The following is a 15,468-nucleotide window of genomic DNA, read 5'->3' on the forward strand; positions in this document are numbered from 1 at the left end:
GGACCGCCTGGGCATGACCCAGCAGGCGGTCTCCAAGCGGATCGCCAAGCTCGAAGCGGCCCTCGGCGTCCCCCTCCTGCACCGCTCCCGCACCGGCGCCGAGCCGACCGAGGACGGTGCGGCCTTCCTCCCCCAGGCCCGAGCACTGATCGGCCTCGCCGACCAGGCCACCGCGATGCTGCGCGCCCGCCACCGCGCCCTGCGCATCGACGTGCTCGGCCACAACGCGGCCCCGATCGAGATCGTCCGTTCCTTCTACGAGACCGGCGACGCCGAAGTCGACATCGTCGTCTCCCGCGGCGCCGGCTCACGCTGGACGGCCCTCACCGACGGCTCGATCGACGCCGCCTTCGGCCGCGTCACCGCACCTCTCCCACCAGGGATCAGGCGCGTCCCGGCCGCCCTGGAGCCCATCCCCATCCTGGTCGGCCACCGGCACCGCCTCGCCGAGCACCGCCAGGTGCCGATGAGAGAACTCTCAGGCTCGACGGCATGGATGCCCGGCAACACCCCCGAAAGCGAGTGGGCGGACTACTACCGCCACCTCAGCGCAGAGTTCGGCGTCCACATCGACACATCAGGCCCGGTCTTCGGCCACGACCACATGATGGAGAGGATCGGCGCCTCCCCCGACCTCATCACCTTCGGAAACAAGACCCAGTTCCCCGGCCACCCGGACGTCGTCCAGATCGCCATAACCGACCCCACCCCGGCCTACCCCTGGTCCCTGATGTGGCACGAGGCCAACCGCCACCCGTCCCTCCCCAGCTTCATCACCCACGCACAACACCACTACCGCCCTCAAACGGAATGGCTCCCAACTCCCGACCGCCCCCACTTCCCAACGCCACAATGACGGCGCCGTCGCGGCGGGCGGCGGGCGCGGACCCCCTTCCAAAGTCGGTGGTCGGCTTCTCTTTCGAGCGGCTCGGTCTGGTCTGCGGTGTGATGTGCCGTTCCCGCCCCTGCCGCGATGCTCATCGGCATGAGCAACGACACGCAGCAGACCGCGAAGACCTGCACCACCGCTCGGCGCAGGGGCCGCGCGATCAACGTCGCCGCCGCAGCGGCCGGCGCTCTGCTCCTCTGGGCCGTCAATGATCCCTGGGCCGGCAGCGCCCTCACCGTCCACCAGGGCGACTCCACCCAGCACATCGGCCCGGCTGCCGTCGTCGGCGCCGCGCTGGCCGCCGGACTGGCCGCCTGGGGGTTGCTCGCCCTCCTGGAGCGCACCGTCCGCCACCCCACCCGGGTCTTCCGGATCATCACGCTGATCACACTGGCCCTCTCACTGGTGGGACCGCTGGGCAGCGGCGCCGACACCAGCAGCCGGCTCGTGCTGCTCGGCATGCACCTGACCGTCGGGGCCGCGCTGATCATCGGGCTGCCCCACCGGCGGAACCGCTGCTGATCAGACGCCGGGCGCGCCCCCTCCGCCGTCATGAGGGGTCGACGACTGCGAAGACGACCTTGCCCGCGTTGCCGGCCAGGGGACGGACGCCCCAGCAGCGCGCGAACTGGTTCACGATGAACATTCCCCGGCCCGTCTCGCTGATGGTGTCCGCGCGCTGGACGCGGGGCAGATCGTAGGTCTCGTCCTGCACCTCCATCCACAACGCGCCGTCGTCCGTGCGCCCGACCCGGAACGTCACGTCACCGTCGGGCGCGGACGCGTACCGGAGGGCGTTGGTCACCAGTTCGCTCGCCACCAGGCAGGGGACGAAGTCGTCCATCTCCCACTGACCGGCGACCAGCCGAACGAACCGCCGCACCTCGGCGACGACCGCAAGATCGTTCTTCACCACGATCTCGTTCCCGTGACATGCCGACTCGCCCATGATCGATCTCCTCACCGTCTGTAGCGAATGCCACACAGTGAGCCACTATCCAGGCTACGATTTGCATGCCAAAACACACTTGGCAGGTGCTGGCATGGCTGAATCAAATTTGGCATGTTCCAAGGTGAGGCAGGCCCCATGTCCCCCCGTCGACAACGTCCACGCGAATCCCCCGCCCTCGTCGCTTTCGGTCGCCAGATGCGGTTGATGCGAGAGGCCAAAAAGGTGAAGCAGGAGACCATTGCTCATTTGACCAAGGTCAGCGCGCCGCAAGTCAGCAAGATCGAAGCTGGCAAGCGGCGCGCCACCCGAGCCTTCGCGGTGGCCATGGACGACTACCTGGGGGCTGGAGGCGCGCTCGTCAACCTCTGGGAAGACCTCAACAAGGACGGGCATCCCGTGCCCATCTGGTTCGACTGGCCCGTGATCGAAGCCGATGCGGTGATGCTCGTCTGCTACGAGCAGTCAGTCATGCCCGGTCTCGCGCAAACCCCGGCCTATGCCTCGGCGATTCTCCATGGCAACCAGCAGGCCGTAGAGGCACGGATCAGCCGCCAGACGGTCATCACTGGCAACGGCGAGTCGGTCCCGCCCATTCTGGTGATCATGGTGGACGAACAGGCGCTCTACCGGCCGGTCGGCACCTCGGAGACGATGAGGGAGCAACTTGAGCACCTGATCGCGCTGAGTTTATTGCCTAACGTCACGGTTCAAGTAGTCTTGACAAGTGGCGAGCACAACGGGAACTCGGGTTCTTTCGTGATTGCCACGATGGCTGACCGCAGCGAGGTCGCCTATGTCGAAACGGCGATCCGCCCAATCACTACGGACAATCCGGAAGACCTCTCCGAGTTGGCGCGGACTCTGGTGGACCTCCGCGCGCGAACGCTCACAGGTGAGATGTCCTGCGCACTGATCAGGAAGGTGGTTCAGGAGAAATGGACCTGACGAACGCCAAGTGGCGAAAGAGCAGCCACAGCACATCCAACGGTGGCAACTGCGTCGAGCTGGCGGACGTGGCCGGGGCGGTGGCCGTGCGGGACAGCAAGGATCCGGACGGGCCCGTCCTCCTGCTCACCCGTGTGGCAATGCGCAGCGCCGTGGACTCCGCCCTCGCGACTCGCTGAACCGGCCGCGACCGCCGGTCAGGGGGTGGACGGGGGGTCGGCTTTGTGGCGGCCGTTGGGCTTCAGGGGTGGGACCTTGCGGGGCTGGCGGGGGGCCGTGCCTCTGGGGAGGGCGTGGCGGGCTTTCTGGAGGCGCTGCGGAGCCGGCGCTTCGGGGGGCTTCGAGGGCTCGGGCGGGTCCGGTTCGGCGGGCTGCTCCGGGGTCTGCTGCTGTTCGCGGAGGTACTCCTCGAACTCCATCGAGTGGGCGGTCGGCAGCGTGATGATGCCCGGGTTCGCGTCCACCAGGAGGGTGCGGCGGCCCGTCGCGCCCGAGTGGGTGAAGACCATGGCCGTGGGCGGGAGCTCCTGGAGTTGCAGGGGTTCGATGAGGAGTTCACGGAAGCCTTGCTTGTCGGGACGCGGCCGGGCGACCGTGCGGCCCCAGGCGGTCGCGGAGCTGATGCCCTCCACCAGGACGGAGTCGTCGGCGGCGGGGGCGGGCAGCGGCGTCCAGACGGGGTCGGTGAGGCCGTCGCCGCGGGGGCGCGCGTAGGCGACCGTGCTGGCGTAGGACTCGCCCGCCACGTCGAACAGCGTCTCGGCGGCCGAGTCGGTGATCTCGGCGACGAGCAGCGGCTGCCCGGCGCCGATGTGCTCGGCGGCGACGCGGGCGTCCTCGGGGTTGCCGAGCCGCATGAACCCGACGGCGGCGTGGCCGCGGCGGCCGAGGCGCTCGCGGACGTGGCCGGGGATCGACCGGTACATCAGGACGAGCCCGGTGCCGGTGGCCTCGCAGGCGTCGATGAGGCGGTCCAGGACGTCCCCGCGCAGCTTCTCGGCCCCGCAGAGGAAGAGCGTGTGGTCCCAGCGGCCGCCGGGCGGGGCCTCGCGGATCCGGTGCGTGAGGGCGGTCGTCACGTAGGTGCCGAGGATGCGGTTGGTGAGGACGCCGGCGCGCCGGTCCATCGACACCACGTGCAGGCGCGAGGGCGGCAGGCGGACGGGCTCGGTGGCGAGCTTCTCCAGCTTGCGGAGCTGCGCCTCCAGCGCCCACGCGCGGCGGACGACGATGCGGTCGGTCGCGTCGCGGCCGAACAGGGTCGCGATCCGCTCGTGCTGCTCGTCGGTGAGCAGGCCCTTGCGCAGGTCGTCGCGGGGGTCGCCGACCTGGGCGAGGACGCGCAGGGCGGCGGTGATCTTGGGGATGGTGGTGTCCGGGCCGAGGACCTCGATGAGACGTTCCAGGATCGAGTTGTCGAACGACAGGTCGCGGGTGCCGCCCTCCTCCTCGCCCGCGCTGACGACCAGGGACAGCACGTCGGCGAGCGCCTCGGGATTGAGGCCGCGGGTGGCGTCGAGGCGCGGGAGGTCGGCGGGCAGGACCCAGACGAGCGGGTCGTCGCCGCGGTCGGCCGCGAGCCGGAGGAGGTCGTGCGCGACCGCCCCCTCGGACAGGTCGATCACGGTCAGCCGCGCGCCCACGGCGAGCCTGGCCGCGCCCATCGTCGTGACGGCCGCGGACCATCCGGCGAGGGTGCCGCCCACGACGTCCACCCGGTCGACCCCGGGCGGGACGGCCACCGGGTACCACTCGCGCTGGCTCTCGTACGCCGACTGGCGGCGCTCCCACTCGGCCCGCTCCTTGGTGTAGGCCTCGTCGGCCTTCCTGCGGGCCCGCTCGCGTGCGGCCCGGTCGCGCTCCTCAGCGTCCCGCTCGTGGGCGATCCGTTCGCGGACGCCGCGTTCGTCCCGCCACAGCGCGCCGCCGGTGATGGCGAGGACGACGCCGCACGCCAGCAGCGCCACGATGGCGAACGCCCACGGGATCACCCCGGCGGCGCCGCACAGGAGGAACAGGCCGACGAACACCAGCGTGCCGGCGAACGCGATGCGCAGCGGACGCCCGGCCATGTCCTCGCCGGGCCGCCGCGCGGGAGGCGGCAGCGGCGCCCGCGGCGGCGCCTCAGGCCGGTCGGGGGGCGGCCCCGGGTCGGGGTGCACCTGCGCGTAGCGCCAGCCCACGTAGACGCGGTCGGCCTGTGTGAGCCGCGCCATCGCGGACCCGCTCGCCATGTCCGTCACGTCGAGAGACCCCTGGGAGTCGCGGGAATGTATGGAACGCCTGGGGGTGGCCGGTTCGGTTGCTTACGGTCGGTTTCCTACACAGCACAGGGTAAAGAGCTTCCCGCGTTCCCGCGCCACGTTCAATGGAACAGCCCTCCCGACGTCCGATATCCATCGCAAATTCGGTCACGGCGCCCACCTGCTACGAAGATCGGACAAGCCTCCCGTCAGGAATGGCCACACCCGGCCACCTGTGGGCCCACGCGACTGTCCGGATCCCGGCCTCTCGGCCCGCGGCGGGGGGCCGGGGGGCGCACTCGTTGATCAGGGAGGGCGGTAATGTCCGATGTCGTCGCAGTCGCCGACCCAAGGTGAGGAGCCCGCGTGTCGTTGACCGGCTGGCCTCTGGCGTGCCTGTTGTTCGCGGCCGTGGTCGCCGTGCTGACCGCGACGGTGTGGGGCTGGGGGCGTCTCGCGGGGCCGGGCTTCCGCAAGCTCGCCGCCCGCGTCGTCGCGCTCGTCCTCTGCCAGGCACTGGTCACCCTGTCCGTGCTCACCGTCATCAACCGGCATTTCGGCTTCTACGGGACGTGGGGCGAGCTGGCCGGGGCCGCGGGCGTCGGCGGGCATCTCGTCCAGAACCAGGACCGCGGCGGGGACGACGTCGCGGCCAAGCTGATCCGGCGCAAGCCGGAGGTGTCCATGGGAGGCACGCCGAAACGCGACGGCAGGCTGGACACCGTCGACATCCGAGGGCCCAGGTCGGGCCTGCACGCCCGCGCCTACATCTACCTTCCGCCGCAGTACTTCCAGCAGGGCGGGCGCCGCCACTTTCCCGTTTCGGTTGTCTTCAGCGGTTACCCCGGCGCACAGCGCAACCTCGTCTCGCAGGTCAGGGTCCCGCAGACGGCGCGCGACGAGGCCAAGGCGGGGCGCGTCCAGCCAATGGTGTACGTGATGCTGCGCCCCTCGATGGTGAAAGGGCGCGACACCGAGTGCCTGGACATCCCGGGCGGGCCGCAGACCGCGACCTTCCTGACCCAGGACATGCCCGAGGCCGTCCGTTCCGCCTACCGCGTGTCAGGCGACCGCCGGGGATGGGGAGTGTTCGGCCTCTCGACCGGGGGCTACTGCTCCCTCAAGCTGGCCATGCGGCATTCGGACGTGTTCTCCAAGGCCGCGTCCCTCTCCGGCTACTACGGCGCGATCAAGGACATCACCACGGGCGACCTCTACGGCGGCAGCCAGGCCGTACGGAACGAGAACGACCTGTTCTGGCGGCTCCAGCACCGGCCGCAGCCGCCCATCTCCGTGCTCGTCACGACGAGCCAGGTCGGGGAGAAGAACAAGGACGAGACGCAGCGGTTCCTCTCGCTGGTCAGACCGCCGATGCGGGCATCGTCCCTGGTGCTGGACAGCGGCGGCCACAACTTCCAGACATGGAAGCGCATCCTGCCGCAGGTGCTGCGCTGGATGAGCCAGGGCCTCACCGTGTGAGGCGGACCGGCCCTGATCCGGCCTGATCACAGCCCGCGGCAGTTAACTCCGGCGCACCTGCGGTACGAGGCCACCAGGGACTTCAGTTCGGCCTTCCGCGCCTCGGGCGCCTGCACCCACAGGTTCCCCAGTTCCCAGGGGTCTTTGGCGAGGTCGTAGTACTCGCGGTCGCCGTTGTCGTACTCGACGTACAACTCGTTCGCCGTACGGACGGCGTAGTACGTCGGCGGATTGCCCCCGTACCTCTTGGGGAGATCGGGGTCGTCGTGGCTGTAGTTGGGCCCGAGATGTTCGATGAACGCGGCCGTCCGCCAGGAGGGCACGGACCGGCCGTGCAGCAGCGGCTCCAGAGACCGTCCGTCCGCCGACGCCGACGGCCTGAGCCCGGCGAGTTCCTGGAACGTCGGGCAGATGTCGGTGTTCTGGGCGAACCGCTTCTCGGTCGCCCCGGCCGGGACGCCCGGCCCCGCCACGACCAGCGGGACGCGGATGTCGGTGTCGTAGGCGGTCAGCTTCCCCTCGACGAGGCGGTGCTGCCCGAGGTGGTAGCCGTTGTCGGAGTTGAAGACGAAGTAGGTGTCCTGCCCCTGGCCCTTCGCGTTGACCGCGGCCTCCAGGGCGCCGATCATCCGGTCGACCGACTGGACGGCGCGCACCCGCTCGCGGAACGCCTGGTCGACGGCGCGGATCTGGCGGGGGCGCATCCGCGGGTACTTCCGGAGCCAGCCGGGCTTGTCGCCGATGTCGGGCTCGTTGAAGCCGGGGGTGCGGGGCGCCCTGACGCCGCCGAACTTGTGCGCGTCCTCGGGCGCGGGGGTCGCCGGAGCATGCGGGGAGAATGTCGACATCTCCAGCAGGAACGGCTGCTTGGAGTCGGCGGACCGGTTGACGAAGTCGACGCCCTTGGCGGTGAGCACCGTGTTCAGGTGGTCCTTCGGTGCGCGCCCGTAATGGGTGAGGGCTCCGTTGCTGTTCAGGTGATAGTTGTAGTTCGCGTAGCCGAGGCCGGTGACCTGCCACTCCGTCCAGCCGGGAGGGATGTAGGCGCGGGACGAGCCCTGCTCGTCCGTGGTCTCGTAGCCGTTGAGGTACTTGCCCATGAGCGCGGTGCGGTAGCCGGCCTTCTGCAGCGCGACCGCGAAGGTGTCCTTCTCGTTGCCCCGCTCGTTGAAGACGTCGAACCCGCCCGTGGGCGGGTCGTTGCTGCGGACGCCGGTATTGTGCGGGTACTTGCCGGTGAGGATGGTGGAGCGGGACGGGCAGCACAGTGTGTCGGCGACGAAGTAGTTCGAGAATGTCATGCCGCGTCGCTGGAGCGCCTTGACGTGCGGCATGTAGTCGACTAGGTCCCACGACAGGTCGTCGGTGAGGATGTAGACGATATTCGGCGGCTTCTTCTGGGCCTTGGCAACCGCGGTGGTCTTGGTGGGCCGGGCTCTCTTCCCCGTTCCGCCGTCGCCCGACGCGGCCTGGACGCACCCGGCCAGCAGGAGGGCGCCCACCAGCAGCGCCGTCGGAAACGGAGCCGTGCGCCATCGTCGCAGCCGCTCGCCGCCGCGCATCACGCTCCCTCCGGCCGGCCTCACGTGGACAACAGATCTGGTCAGTGGACCGCCTCGCTCCCCCGTGCCGCCGACCGTAACGATCAGGCTAAGGCACGGACGCGGGAGGGGCCGCCGGGACGTCGTGCCGCGGGCGGCCTCCCTCGTCCGGTGCCGGATCCGGCGGCGGGGGCGGCTGGGCCGCACCGTTCCGCTGGATCTGCGCCACGGCGGCCAGCAGGCGGGGCCGCATCGCCCGCTGCAGAGGGCTCTCGACGAGCTTGTACACCAGAAAGGCCGTCACGAGGGAGGACACGGTGATGACCGGCAGGATCGTCAGCCGGTCGAGTATCGGATGCGGGAAGAACACCTTGACGATCGCCCGCGCCACCATCTCGTGGAGAAGGTACAGCGGGTAGGTCAGCGCGCCCAGGAAGGTGAAGCCGCGCCAGCTCAGCCGGCTGAGCCCGCCGAGCGCGACCACCGCCATGATCGCGTAGAGGGCGGTGACGACGGCCGGGATCACCGTCTCGTGGACGCCCGCCCATCGGTTCAGCGGGTTGATGTTCTGGACGAGGTAGTGCGCCGACAGCGCCCAGCACGCCGCGACGATCAGCCAGAGCGCGATGTTGGACCGGAAGCGGTGGATGAGGAAGAAGGCCATTCCGGCGATGAAGAACGGGGCATGCTCGGGGAAGAGCACGGTCTTCAGCAGCTCGCTGTTCCCCTGCATGGCGTAGACGCTCGCGAGGAGCCACACCACCATGAAGGTGACGCAGCGGCGGTAGGTGATGCCCACGCAGGCGAACAGCACGATGAGCACGTAGAAGCGCAGCTCCACCCACAGCGTCCAGAAGACGACCTCCAGCGGTTCGACGCCCACACCTTCCTGGAGCAAGGTCAGGTTGGGCAGAAGCCGCTGGACGGGATCCGGGTTGTCGGGACGGAACGGCACCGCGGAGTCGCAGAGCAGGTACAGCACGACGCTGAGCACGACGCTGAACCAGTACGCGGGATAGACCCGCACGATCCGCGAGACGGCGAAGTCGCCCGGCGAGCGCCCCCACGCGCTCATCAGGATGACGAACCCGCTGATCAGGAAGAAGAGCTCGACACCGAGGTAGCCGAAGTGGGCGACCGGGGCGAGTTCGGGGTAGACCTTCTGGGCGTCCCGCCCCGCGAAGACGGTGCTGCGCACTCCGGCGAAGTGGTGCAGCATGACCGCGCCGGCGGCGACGAAGCGCAGCAGGTCCAGCTCGCGCAGCCGCGGCGGCGCGGAGGTGGGGGCCGTGGCCGGGCCGGCGGCGGGACCGGCGGTCGGGGTGGTCATCGGGAGATCTCCGCGGGACTGGGGGCAGGGCCCTGCCGCTGTCGCCGGACGCGGGGCCTTCCCACCGGAGGCGGTGGAGGGCCGCCTTCAGCCGTGCCCGCATCCAGCGCTGCGACGGCGCCTCGACGAACCGGTGCACCAGGTAGGCCGAGACGAGGGCCGCCGCGCAGCATACGCCCAGCAGCGGCCACCTGCCGAGGCGGGCGCCGAGCAGCTCCGTCAGCGCCCTGCCGAGCGATTCGTGGACGAGGTAGAGAGGGTAGGTGAGCGCACCGAGGATCGTGAAGCCCCGCCACCGCAGCATCTCGAACTGGTGCGTCGCGACCATGGCCATGAGCAGGAACATGAAGGTGACGGCGCCGGTGACGACGGAATCCCACACGTTCGGCCAGAGGAGCTCGTGGTTCACGACCGTCGTCCGGTGATGGACGGCGAGCGCCCAGCAGGCGGCCGTGATGAGCCACAGGAGAAGGTTCGGGCCGAACCTGTGGACGAGGAAGAAGGCCATGCCCGCGATGAAGTACGGGGCCCAGCCGGGCATCAGCAGGGAGGAGAGGAGGGTGGTGCGGGAGCCTTCGGCGAACACCGCGAGCAGCAGCCAGACCGCCATGAACGCCACAGAGCGGCCGTAGGTGACGCCCCGCCAGACCAGCAACGCGATGAGTACGTAGAAATGCAGTTCCACCCAGAGCGTCCAGTACACGACTTCCATGTCCGGGACACCGATGCCGGCTTGCAGCATCGTCATATTCGGGAGGTAGGCGACCAGCGGACTGCGGGACGCGATCGGCGTCTCGCCGAGAGCGAGGAAGAGCACCAGGGCGAAGGTGACGCCGAACCAGTAGCCGGGGAAGACCCGTACGATCCGCGAGACGGCGAAGTCGCCGACGTCGCGGCCCCACGCGCTCATCAGGATGACGAACCCGCTGATCAGGAAGAAGAGATCGGCGCCGAGGCCGCCGAAGTGCGCGACGGGCGCGAGGACGGGCATGGCGTGGTGGTTCTCCACGCCCCAGCCGGCGATGCGCCCCACATAGTGGTGGAACATCACCATGACGGCCGCCACGAACCGGAGCAGGTCCAGTTCGCGCAGCCGCGGGCGGCCGTCGGCCGGGGTCACGGACTTGTTTCGGCCGTCGGCGGCGCCTTCGGCACCCGCGCGCGGCGCCGCTCCTCCCGCTTCTTGAGGAGCAGGTCGGCGGCGGTGTCGATGTCCCCGTCCCACACGACGCGGCCGTCCTCCAGGAAGACGCCGCGCGTGCAGAGCTGCCGCAGGAGCTTGGCGTCGTGCGCGACGATCACCATGGTGCGGCCGCTCGCGCGGTACTCGTGGAGGCGGTCGATGCACTTGCGGCGGAACAGCGGGTCCCCGACGGCGAGGACCTCGTCGATGAGGAACACGTCGGGGTCGGTGTGCACGGCGATGGAGAAGGCGAGCCGCATGAACATGCCGGAGGAGTAGAACCGGACGGGCTGGTCGAGGAAGCGCCCGATGTCGGCGAACTCCACGATCGGGTCGAACTTGCGGAGCGTCTCGGCGCGGTCCATGCCGAGGATGGCGCCGTTGAGGAAGACGTTCTCCCGCCCTGTGAGGTCGGGATGCAGGCCGGCGCCGACCTCGATCAGCCCGGCGACGCGCCCGCGGACCCGGACCGTGCCCTCGTCCGGCGGCATCACCCCAGAGATGATCTTCAGGAGGGTGCTCTTGCCGGAGCCGTTCACGCCGACCAGCGCGACCGCCTCGCCGACCCCGATGCCGACCGACACCTCGTCCAGCGCCGTGAACCGGTCGCGAAGCCTCTCCCGGCGCAGCGCCCGGACGGTCATGTTCTTGATCGAGCGGGCATGCCGCAGCGTGAACCTCTTGGTGACCCCGTCGACGACGACGGCGCGCGGCCCGTCCATCAGAGCTCCTCGGCGAAGCGGCGCTGGAGCCGGGCGAAGACGAGCTGGCCGGCGCCGAGCAGCAGGACGGCCAGCCCCAGCAGGACGAGGGCGTCCCTGGTGAGGCTGGGCGGGAAGGCGAACGCGCCGTCGGTGGTCGGCCACCAGAAGGCCCGCTCGAACAGCAGGACCCCGACGGCGAGGGGATTGGACAGGTAGAGCTCCAGCGCCCAGGCCGGAGCGGTGTCGCGCACCACCGTCCACGGATAGATCATCGGCACCGACCAGGTGACGAACAGCGTCGCGATGTCCACGACCTTGTCGGTGTCGCGGTAGAACACGTGCAGCGCCGAGCAGATCAGCCCGAGGCCGATGCCGAGCACGGCGACGAGCGCGAACCCGAGCAGCGCCGAGCCGATCGCCGCGGCGGAGGGCGCCCACCCCCAGGCCACCGCCACGGTCAGCACGATCGCCAGCCCCGGCAGCAGGTGCACGCACGACACCAGCAGCGACGCGACCGGGAACAGCTCCCGCGGGAGGTAGACCTTCCGGACGAGCGGAGCGTTGCCGAGCACCGAGTGAGTCGTGTTGATCAGGGTCTCGTTGAAGAACGAGACGAGCACGAGCGCCGAGAACATGAAGATCGGGAAGTGCTCGACGTGCCTGCTCATGCCCAGGAAGATCCCGGCCACGAAGAAGAAGACCGCGAAGTGCGCGGCGGGCCGCACGTACGACCAGCCGAGGCCGAGCAGCGACCCCTGGTAGCGGGCGCGCAGCTCCCGCCGCACGATGAGCTTCAGCAGGTAGCGGCGCCGGAAGACCTCGCCGAGGCCGCCGCCGCGTCCCGGCTCGACGAGGCCGGAATCGTCCGGGACCGCCGGCGCCCCCGCGCGAGCGGTCACGGCTGCCGCCGCGCCTTTTCGAACGTCTCCCGCCACTCCTCCTGCGAGGTCAGGCCCGGCAGGGCGTCCCGGTACCGGCGGCTGAGCGGGGCCCAGTCCTTGCCGATCCGGGCGTGCAGCGCCGACGCGCGCCGGATCAGCGACCAGAACCGCTGCGGGTCGCGCTGGTACCAGGACACCTTCGTGCCGTCCGCGGACGAGACCAGGGCGCTGTTGAACTTGGTCAGCAGCCACCAGGTCTGGTCGACGTGGGGGACGAGGGCCTCCGGATGGGTCTTCGGGTACGAGCCGACCGGCTTGACCTGCCGAGCCGCGCCGAGCAGCGCCGTCTGGACCATCGCCCGCCGGTTCTTCGGCGGAACGACGTCGCGGCCCTTGCGCGGCGGCCTGCGGCGCCGGACGGCGGGAAACTCGTCCAGGTCCGCCTTGGCCTGGGCGTCCACGAACCGGGAGCGCAGCTCACGCAGCTCGCCCATCTTCGTCACGATCGACGGGTGCAGGTCCTCGGGCCCCTTGAGCGCGTCCTCCAGCGCGAGCAGCATGAGCTCGGCCGTGGAGTACTGCATGGCGAGCGCGTGCTTGATGGTGATGAACAGGCTTTCCTTGAGCATGTTGCCGCCGCGCTCGTACGGGGAGTACATGAGCGCGGTGACGATCCTGTTGCGTTCGGTGAAGTACGCCTGCCAGTCGGTCATGACGTCCTTGGAGTGCCACGGCACGTGCCAGACCGCCGCGCCGGGCAGCGAGACCGTCGGGAAGCCCGCGGCCTTGGCCCGCAACCCGTACTCGATGTCGTCCCACTTGATGAAGAACGGCAGCGAGAGCCCGATCTTCTTGATGACCTCGACCGGGATGAGGCACATCCACCACGCGTTGTACTCCACGTCGGCGCGGCGGTGCAGCCACGGAGTGTGCCGGAGCGGGTGCGCGGCCAGGTCGTGGGACATCCCGGTGTGCGCGGCCGGGACCATCCACCAGCGGTAGCGCGCGATCGACTCGCCGAACACGTGCAGCACCGACCGGTTGTACAGGTCGAGCATGTGGCCGCCGACGAGCATCGGGCCGCGCGCCAGGTCGGCGAACGTCACCGAGCGCAGGATCCCCTCGGGCTCGAGGATGACGTCGTCGTCCAGGAGCAGGGTGTACGTGCTGATACCCGACTCGACGGTCTCGTGCATGACGCGGGCGAAACCGCCCGAGCCGCCCAGGTTGGCCTGCTCGATGATCCGCAGCCGGTCGCCGAGGGCCTCCTTCGCCGCGGCGAAGTCGGGGTGGTCCTCGACGCGGTCGGTGCCCTGGTCGACCACCAGGATCTGGTCGACGACGTCCAGGACGTCTCCCGCCGCGGCCAGCGCGGTGAGCTGCTCGACGCAGAACTTCGGCCGGTTGAAGGTGGTGATGCCGATGGTCGCGGTGCCGGGCTCGGTCCGCTCGGTGACCGCGCACCACTCCGCGGCGTCGAGGACGGCGGTGCGGCCGTCGGCGATGATGTCGAACCAGTACCAACCGCCGTCGATGAAGGGGGCGAGCGGCAGGTCGACGGTCTCCTCGACCGGAGCGTCCGAGTCGATGTGCAACGACTTGATGCGTTCCAGGTGGCCCTTGCCGGTGGAGCGGTAGATGAGGAGCGTCGCCTCGCCGCGGACGCGGACGCGCAGCCGGACCTCCTCCACCGTGCTCCAGCGGCGCCAGTACCCGGCGGGGAAGGCGTTGAAGTAGCTGCAGAAGGACACCCGCGTCCCGGACGGGACGACGATGCTGCGGCGTCCGATGATCTCGGCGCTGTCGTTCTGGGAGGAGGGCCGGTAGGCGGTGCGGGCGGTGTCGCCGTCCTGCTCGGCCAGCACCCGCTCCCCGGCGCTCTCCAGATCGGCGGCGCGGCGGCCGAACACCGCGTTGCCGTCCACGTACAGCTTCAGCACGTCGAAGTCGCGCTCCGCGGGCATCACGACCCGGTGCAGGACCCGCACGCCTTCGGCCGGCCGGGCGCCCGCCTCCCGCGTCCTCTTCTGTTCCGCGGGCTCCTCGGGGAGCCCGGGCTGGATGGCCCGCTCGGTCATCGGTCAACTCCTCCGCTGGTCAGCCGCTCGCCCCGGGTGAAGTGGGGCCGCAGCCTGTTGTCGACCGCGCTCAGGGCCGCGGCGATCGCCATGTGCATGTCGAGGTACTGGTAGGTGCCGAGCCGCCCGCCGAACAGCACGCCCTCCTCGCGCCGGGCCATCTCCCGGTAGCGGAGCAGGCGCGCCCGGTCCTCGGCGGTGTTGACGGGGTAGTACGGCTCGTCGCCCCGGTCGGCGGCGCGGGAGAACTCCCGCATGATCACTGTCCGGTCGTCGGGGTAGTGGCGCCGCTCCGGGTGGAAGTGCCGGAACTCGTGGATGCGGGTGTACGGGACGTCCTCGTCGGCGTAGTTCATCACCGGGGTGCCCTGGAAGTCGCCCGTCGCCACGACCTCCGTCTCGAAGTCGAGCGTCCGCCACCCGAGCTCCCCTTCGGCGAAGCCGAAGTACCGGTCGAGGGGTCCGGTGTAGACGACCGGGACGTTGCCGGCGATGTCGTCCCGCAGGTCGAAGAAGTCGGTGCCCAGCCGGACCTCGATGTTGCGGTGGTCGGCCATCCGTTCAAGCCAGGCGGTGTAGCCGTCGACCGGCAGCCCTTCGTAGGTGTCGCTGAAGTACCGGTTGTCGAAGGTGTACCGCACCGGGAGCCGAGTGATGATCTCCGCGGGCAGGTCGAGCGGGTCGGTCTGCCACTGCTTGGCGGTGTAGCCGCGGATGAACGCCTCGTAGAGCGGCCGCCCGATCAGCGACACCGCCTTCTCCTCCAGGTTCCGCGGCTCGCGCCCGGCGGCGATCTCCCCCGCCTGCTCGGCGATCAACGCGCGCGCCTCGTCGGGAGTGAAGACCCTGCCGAAGTACTCGCAGATGGTGCCGAGGTTGATGGGCAGCGGGTAGACCCGCCCCTTGAACGTGGAGAAGACTCGGTGCTGGTAACCGGTGAACCTGGTGAACCTGCCGGCGTACTCCCACACGCGCTCGTTGGACGTGTGGAACAGGTGCGCGCCGTACCGGTGGATCTCGATGCCGGTCTCGGGCTCGTCCTCGCTGTAGGCGTTGCCGCCGATGTGGTCGCGCCTGTCGAGGACGAGGACCCGCAGCCCGAGCTCGGCGGCGCAGCGTTCGGCGACGGTGAGCCCGAAGAAGCCGGAGCCCACCACTACAAGATCAACGTTCACGGTCCGTCTCAGGGTCGGGGGTCGCGGGGACGGGGGTCTGCGCGGCCAAGATACCGGCGCTGTCATTC

The 15,468-nt window shown here is 70.0% G+C and carries 13 protein-coding genes and 1 pseudogene; 5 read left to right on the top strand and 9 right to left on the bottom strand.

The genetic code is table 11. The annotated features are described in order from the left end of the window. Both ABWI04_RS06905 and ABWI04_RS06910 read left to right on the top strand, forming a co-directional pair. The coding region (locus tag ABWI04_RS06905) for a LysR family transcriptional regulator (protein WP_353831793.1) at nt 1–856 on the top strand (856 nt) is incomplete at its 5' end. A gap of 129 nt (nt 857–985) precedes the next feature. After that, nucleotides 986–1,411 carry a DUF6069 family protein gene (locus ABWI04_RS06910; RefSeq protein ID WP_353831794.1) on the top strand — a complete coding sequence of 142 codons (426 nt, stop codon included), beginning with the start codon at nt 986–988 and terminating at the stop codon, nt 1,409–1,411. A 28-nt stretch (nt 1,412–1,439) separates the two neighbouring features. Here the strand turns inward: ABWI04_RS06910 and ABWI04_RS06915 are convergent, their stop codons facing one another. Then, nucleotides 1,440–1,838 (bottom strand): ATP-binding protein, encoded by a 399-nt coding sequence (locus tag ABWI04_RS06915; protein ID WP_353831795.1) that lies wholly within the window; start codon nt 1,836–1,838, stop codon nt 1,440–1,442. 138 nt (nt 1,839–1,976) lie between these two features. On the opposite strand from ABWI04_RS06915, the gene ABWI04_RS06920 reads away from it, so the two are divergent. Beyond that, nucleotides 1,977–2,786 (top strand): helix-turn-helix domain-containing protein, encoded by an 810-nt coding sequence (locus tag ABWI04_RS06920; RefSeq protein ID WP_353831796.1) that lies wholly within the window; start codon nt 1,977–1,979, stop codon nt 2,784–2,786. Further along, a complete protein-coding gene (locus ABWI04_RS06925; RefSeq protein ID WP_353831797.1) occupies nt 2,777–2,965 on the top strand; it encodes a DUF397 domain-containing protein in 189 nt (62 codons plus the stop codon). The genes ABWI04_RS06920 and ABWI04_RS06925 overlap by 10 nt, the downstream gene beginning before the upstream one ends. An 18-nt stretch (nt 2,966–2,983) precedes the next feature. On the opposite strand, the gene ABWI04_RS06930 is transcribed toward ABWI04_RS06925, so the two are convergent. Continuing rightward, the gene (locus ABWI04_RS06930) at nt 2,984–5,020 is read right to left on the bottom strand and encodes a hypothetical protein (protein WP_353831798.1); all 2,037 of its coding nucleotides are present in this window, start codon (nt 5,018–5,020) and stop codon (nt 2,984–2,986) included. Between the two features lie 381 nt (nt 5,021–5,401). Here ABWI04_RS06930 and ABWI04_RS06935 point away from each other — a divergent pair, with 381 nt between their 5' ends. Further along, a complete protein-coding gene (locus ABWI04_RS06935; protein ID WP_353831799.1) occupies nt 5,402–6,508 on the top strand; it encodes an alpha/beta hydrolase in 1,107 nt (368 codons plus the stop codon). A gap of 26 nt (nt 6,509–6,534) precedes the next feature. Here ABWI04_RS06935 and ABWI04_RS06940 read toward each other — a convergent pair whose 3' ends face one another. From ABWI04_RS06940 to glf, 7 genes and pseudogenes are all read right to left on the bottom strand, one after another. Continuing rightward, nucleotides 6,535–8,070, bottom strand: coding sequence for a sulfatase family protein (locus tag ABWI04_RS06940; RefSeq protein WP_353831800.1), 1,536 nt, complete (start codon nt 8,068–8,070; stop codon nt 6,535–6,537). Nucleotides 8,071–8,158: 88 nt separating this feature from the next. Further along, nucleotides 8,159–9,379 carry an acyltransferase family protein gene (locus ABWI04_RS06945; protein ID WP_353831801.1) on the bottom strand — a complete coding sequence of 407 codons (1,221 nt, stop codon included), beginning with the start codon at nt 9,377–9,379 and terminating at the stop codon, nt 8,159–8,161. A gap of 193 nt (nt 9,380–9,572) precedes the next feature. Further along, nucleotides 9,573–10,433: pseudogene (locus ABWI04_RS06950) on the bottom strand (acyltransferase family protein); the annotation flags it as partial. Between the two features lie 62 nt (nt 10,434–10,495). Further along, nucleotides 10,496–11,284 (bottom strand): ABC transporter ATP-binding protein, encoded by a 789-nt coding sequence (locus tag ABWI04_RS06955; RefSeq protein WP_353831802.1) that lies wholly within the window; start codon nt 11,282–11,284, stop codon nt 10,496–10,498. Continuing rightward, nucleotides 11,284–12,165, bottom strand: a complete 882-nt coding sequence (locus ABWI04_RS06960) for an ABC transporter permease (RefSeq protein ID WP_353831803.1) — start codon at nt 12,163–12,165, stop codon at nt 11,284–11,286. The genes ABWI04_RS06955 and ABWI04_RS06960 overlap by 1 nt, the downstream gene beginning before the upstream one ends. Next, entirely contained in the window at nt 12,162–14,225 is a 2,064-nt protein-coding gene (locus ABWI04_RS06965) for a glycosyltransferase (protein ID WP_353831804.1), read from the bottom strand. Before ABWI04_RS06965 ends, ABWI04_RS06960 begins: the two co-directional genes overlap by 4 nt. Continuing rightward, nucleotides 14,222–15,400, bottom strand: a complete 1,179-nt coding sequence (gene glf, locus ABWI04_RS06970) for a UDP-galactopyranose mutase (RefSeq protein ID WP_353831805.1) — start codon at nt 15,398–15,400, stop codon at nt 14,222–14,224. Before glf ends, ABWI04_RS06965 begins: the two co-directional genes overlap by 4 nt. Nucleotides 15,401–15,468 lie beyond the last annotated feature (68 nt).

The sequence above is a fragment of the Actinomadura sp. NPDC000929 genome, assembly GCF_040492065.1.
In the GTDB taxonomy this organism is placed as follows: domain Bacteria; phylum Actinomycetota; class Actinomycetes; order Streptosporangiales; family Streptosporangiaceae; genus Spirillospora; species Spirillospora verrucosospora.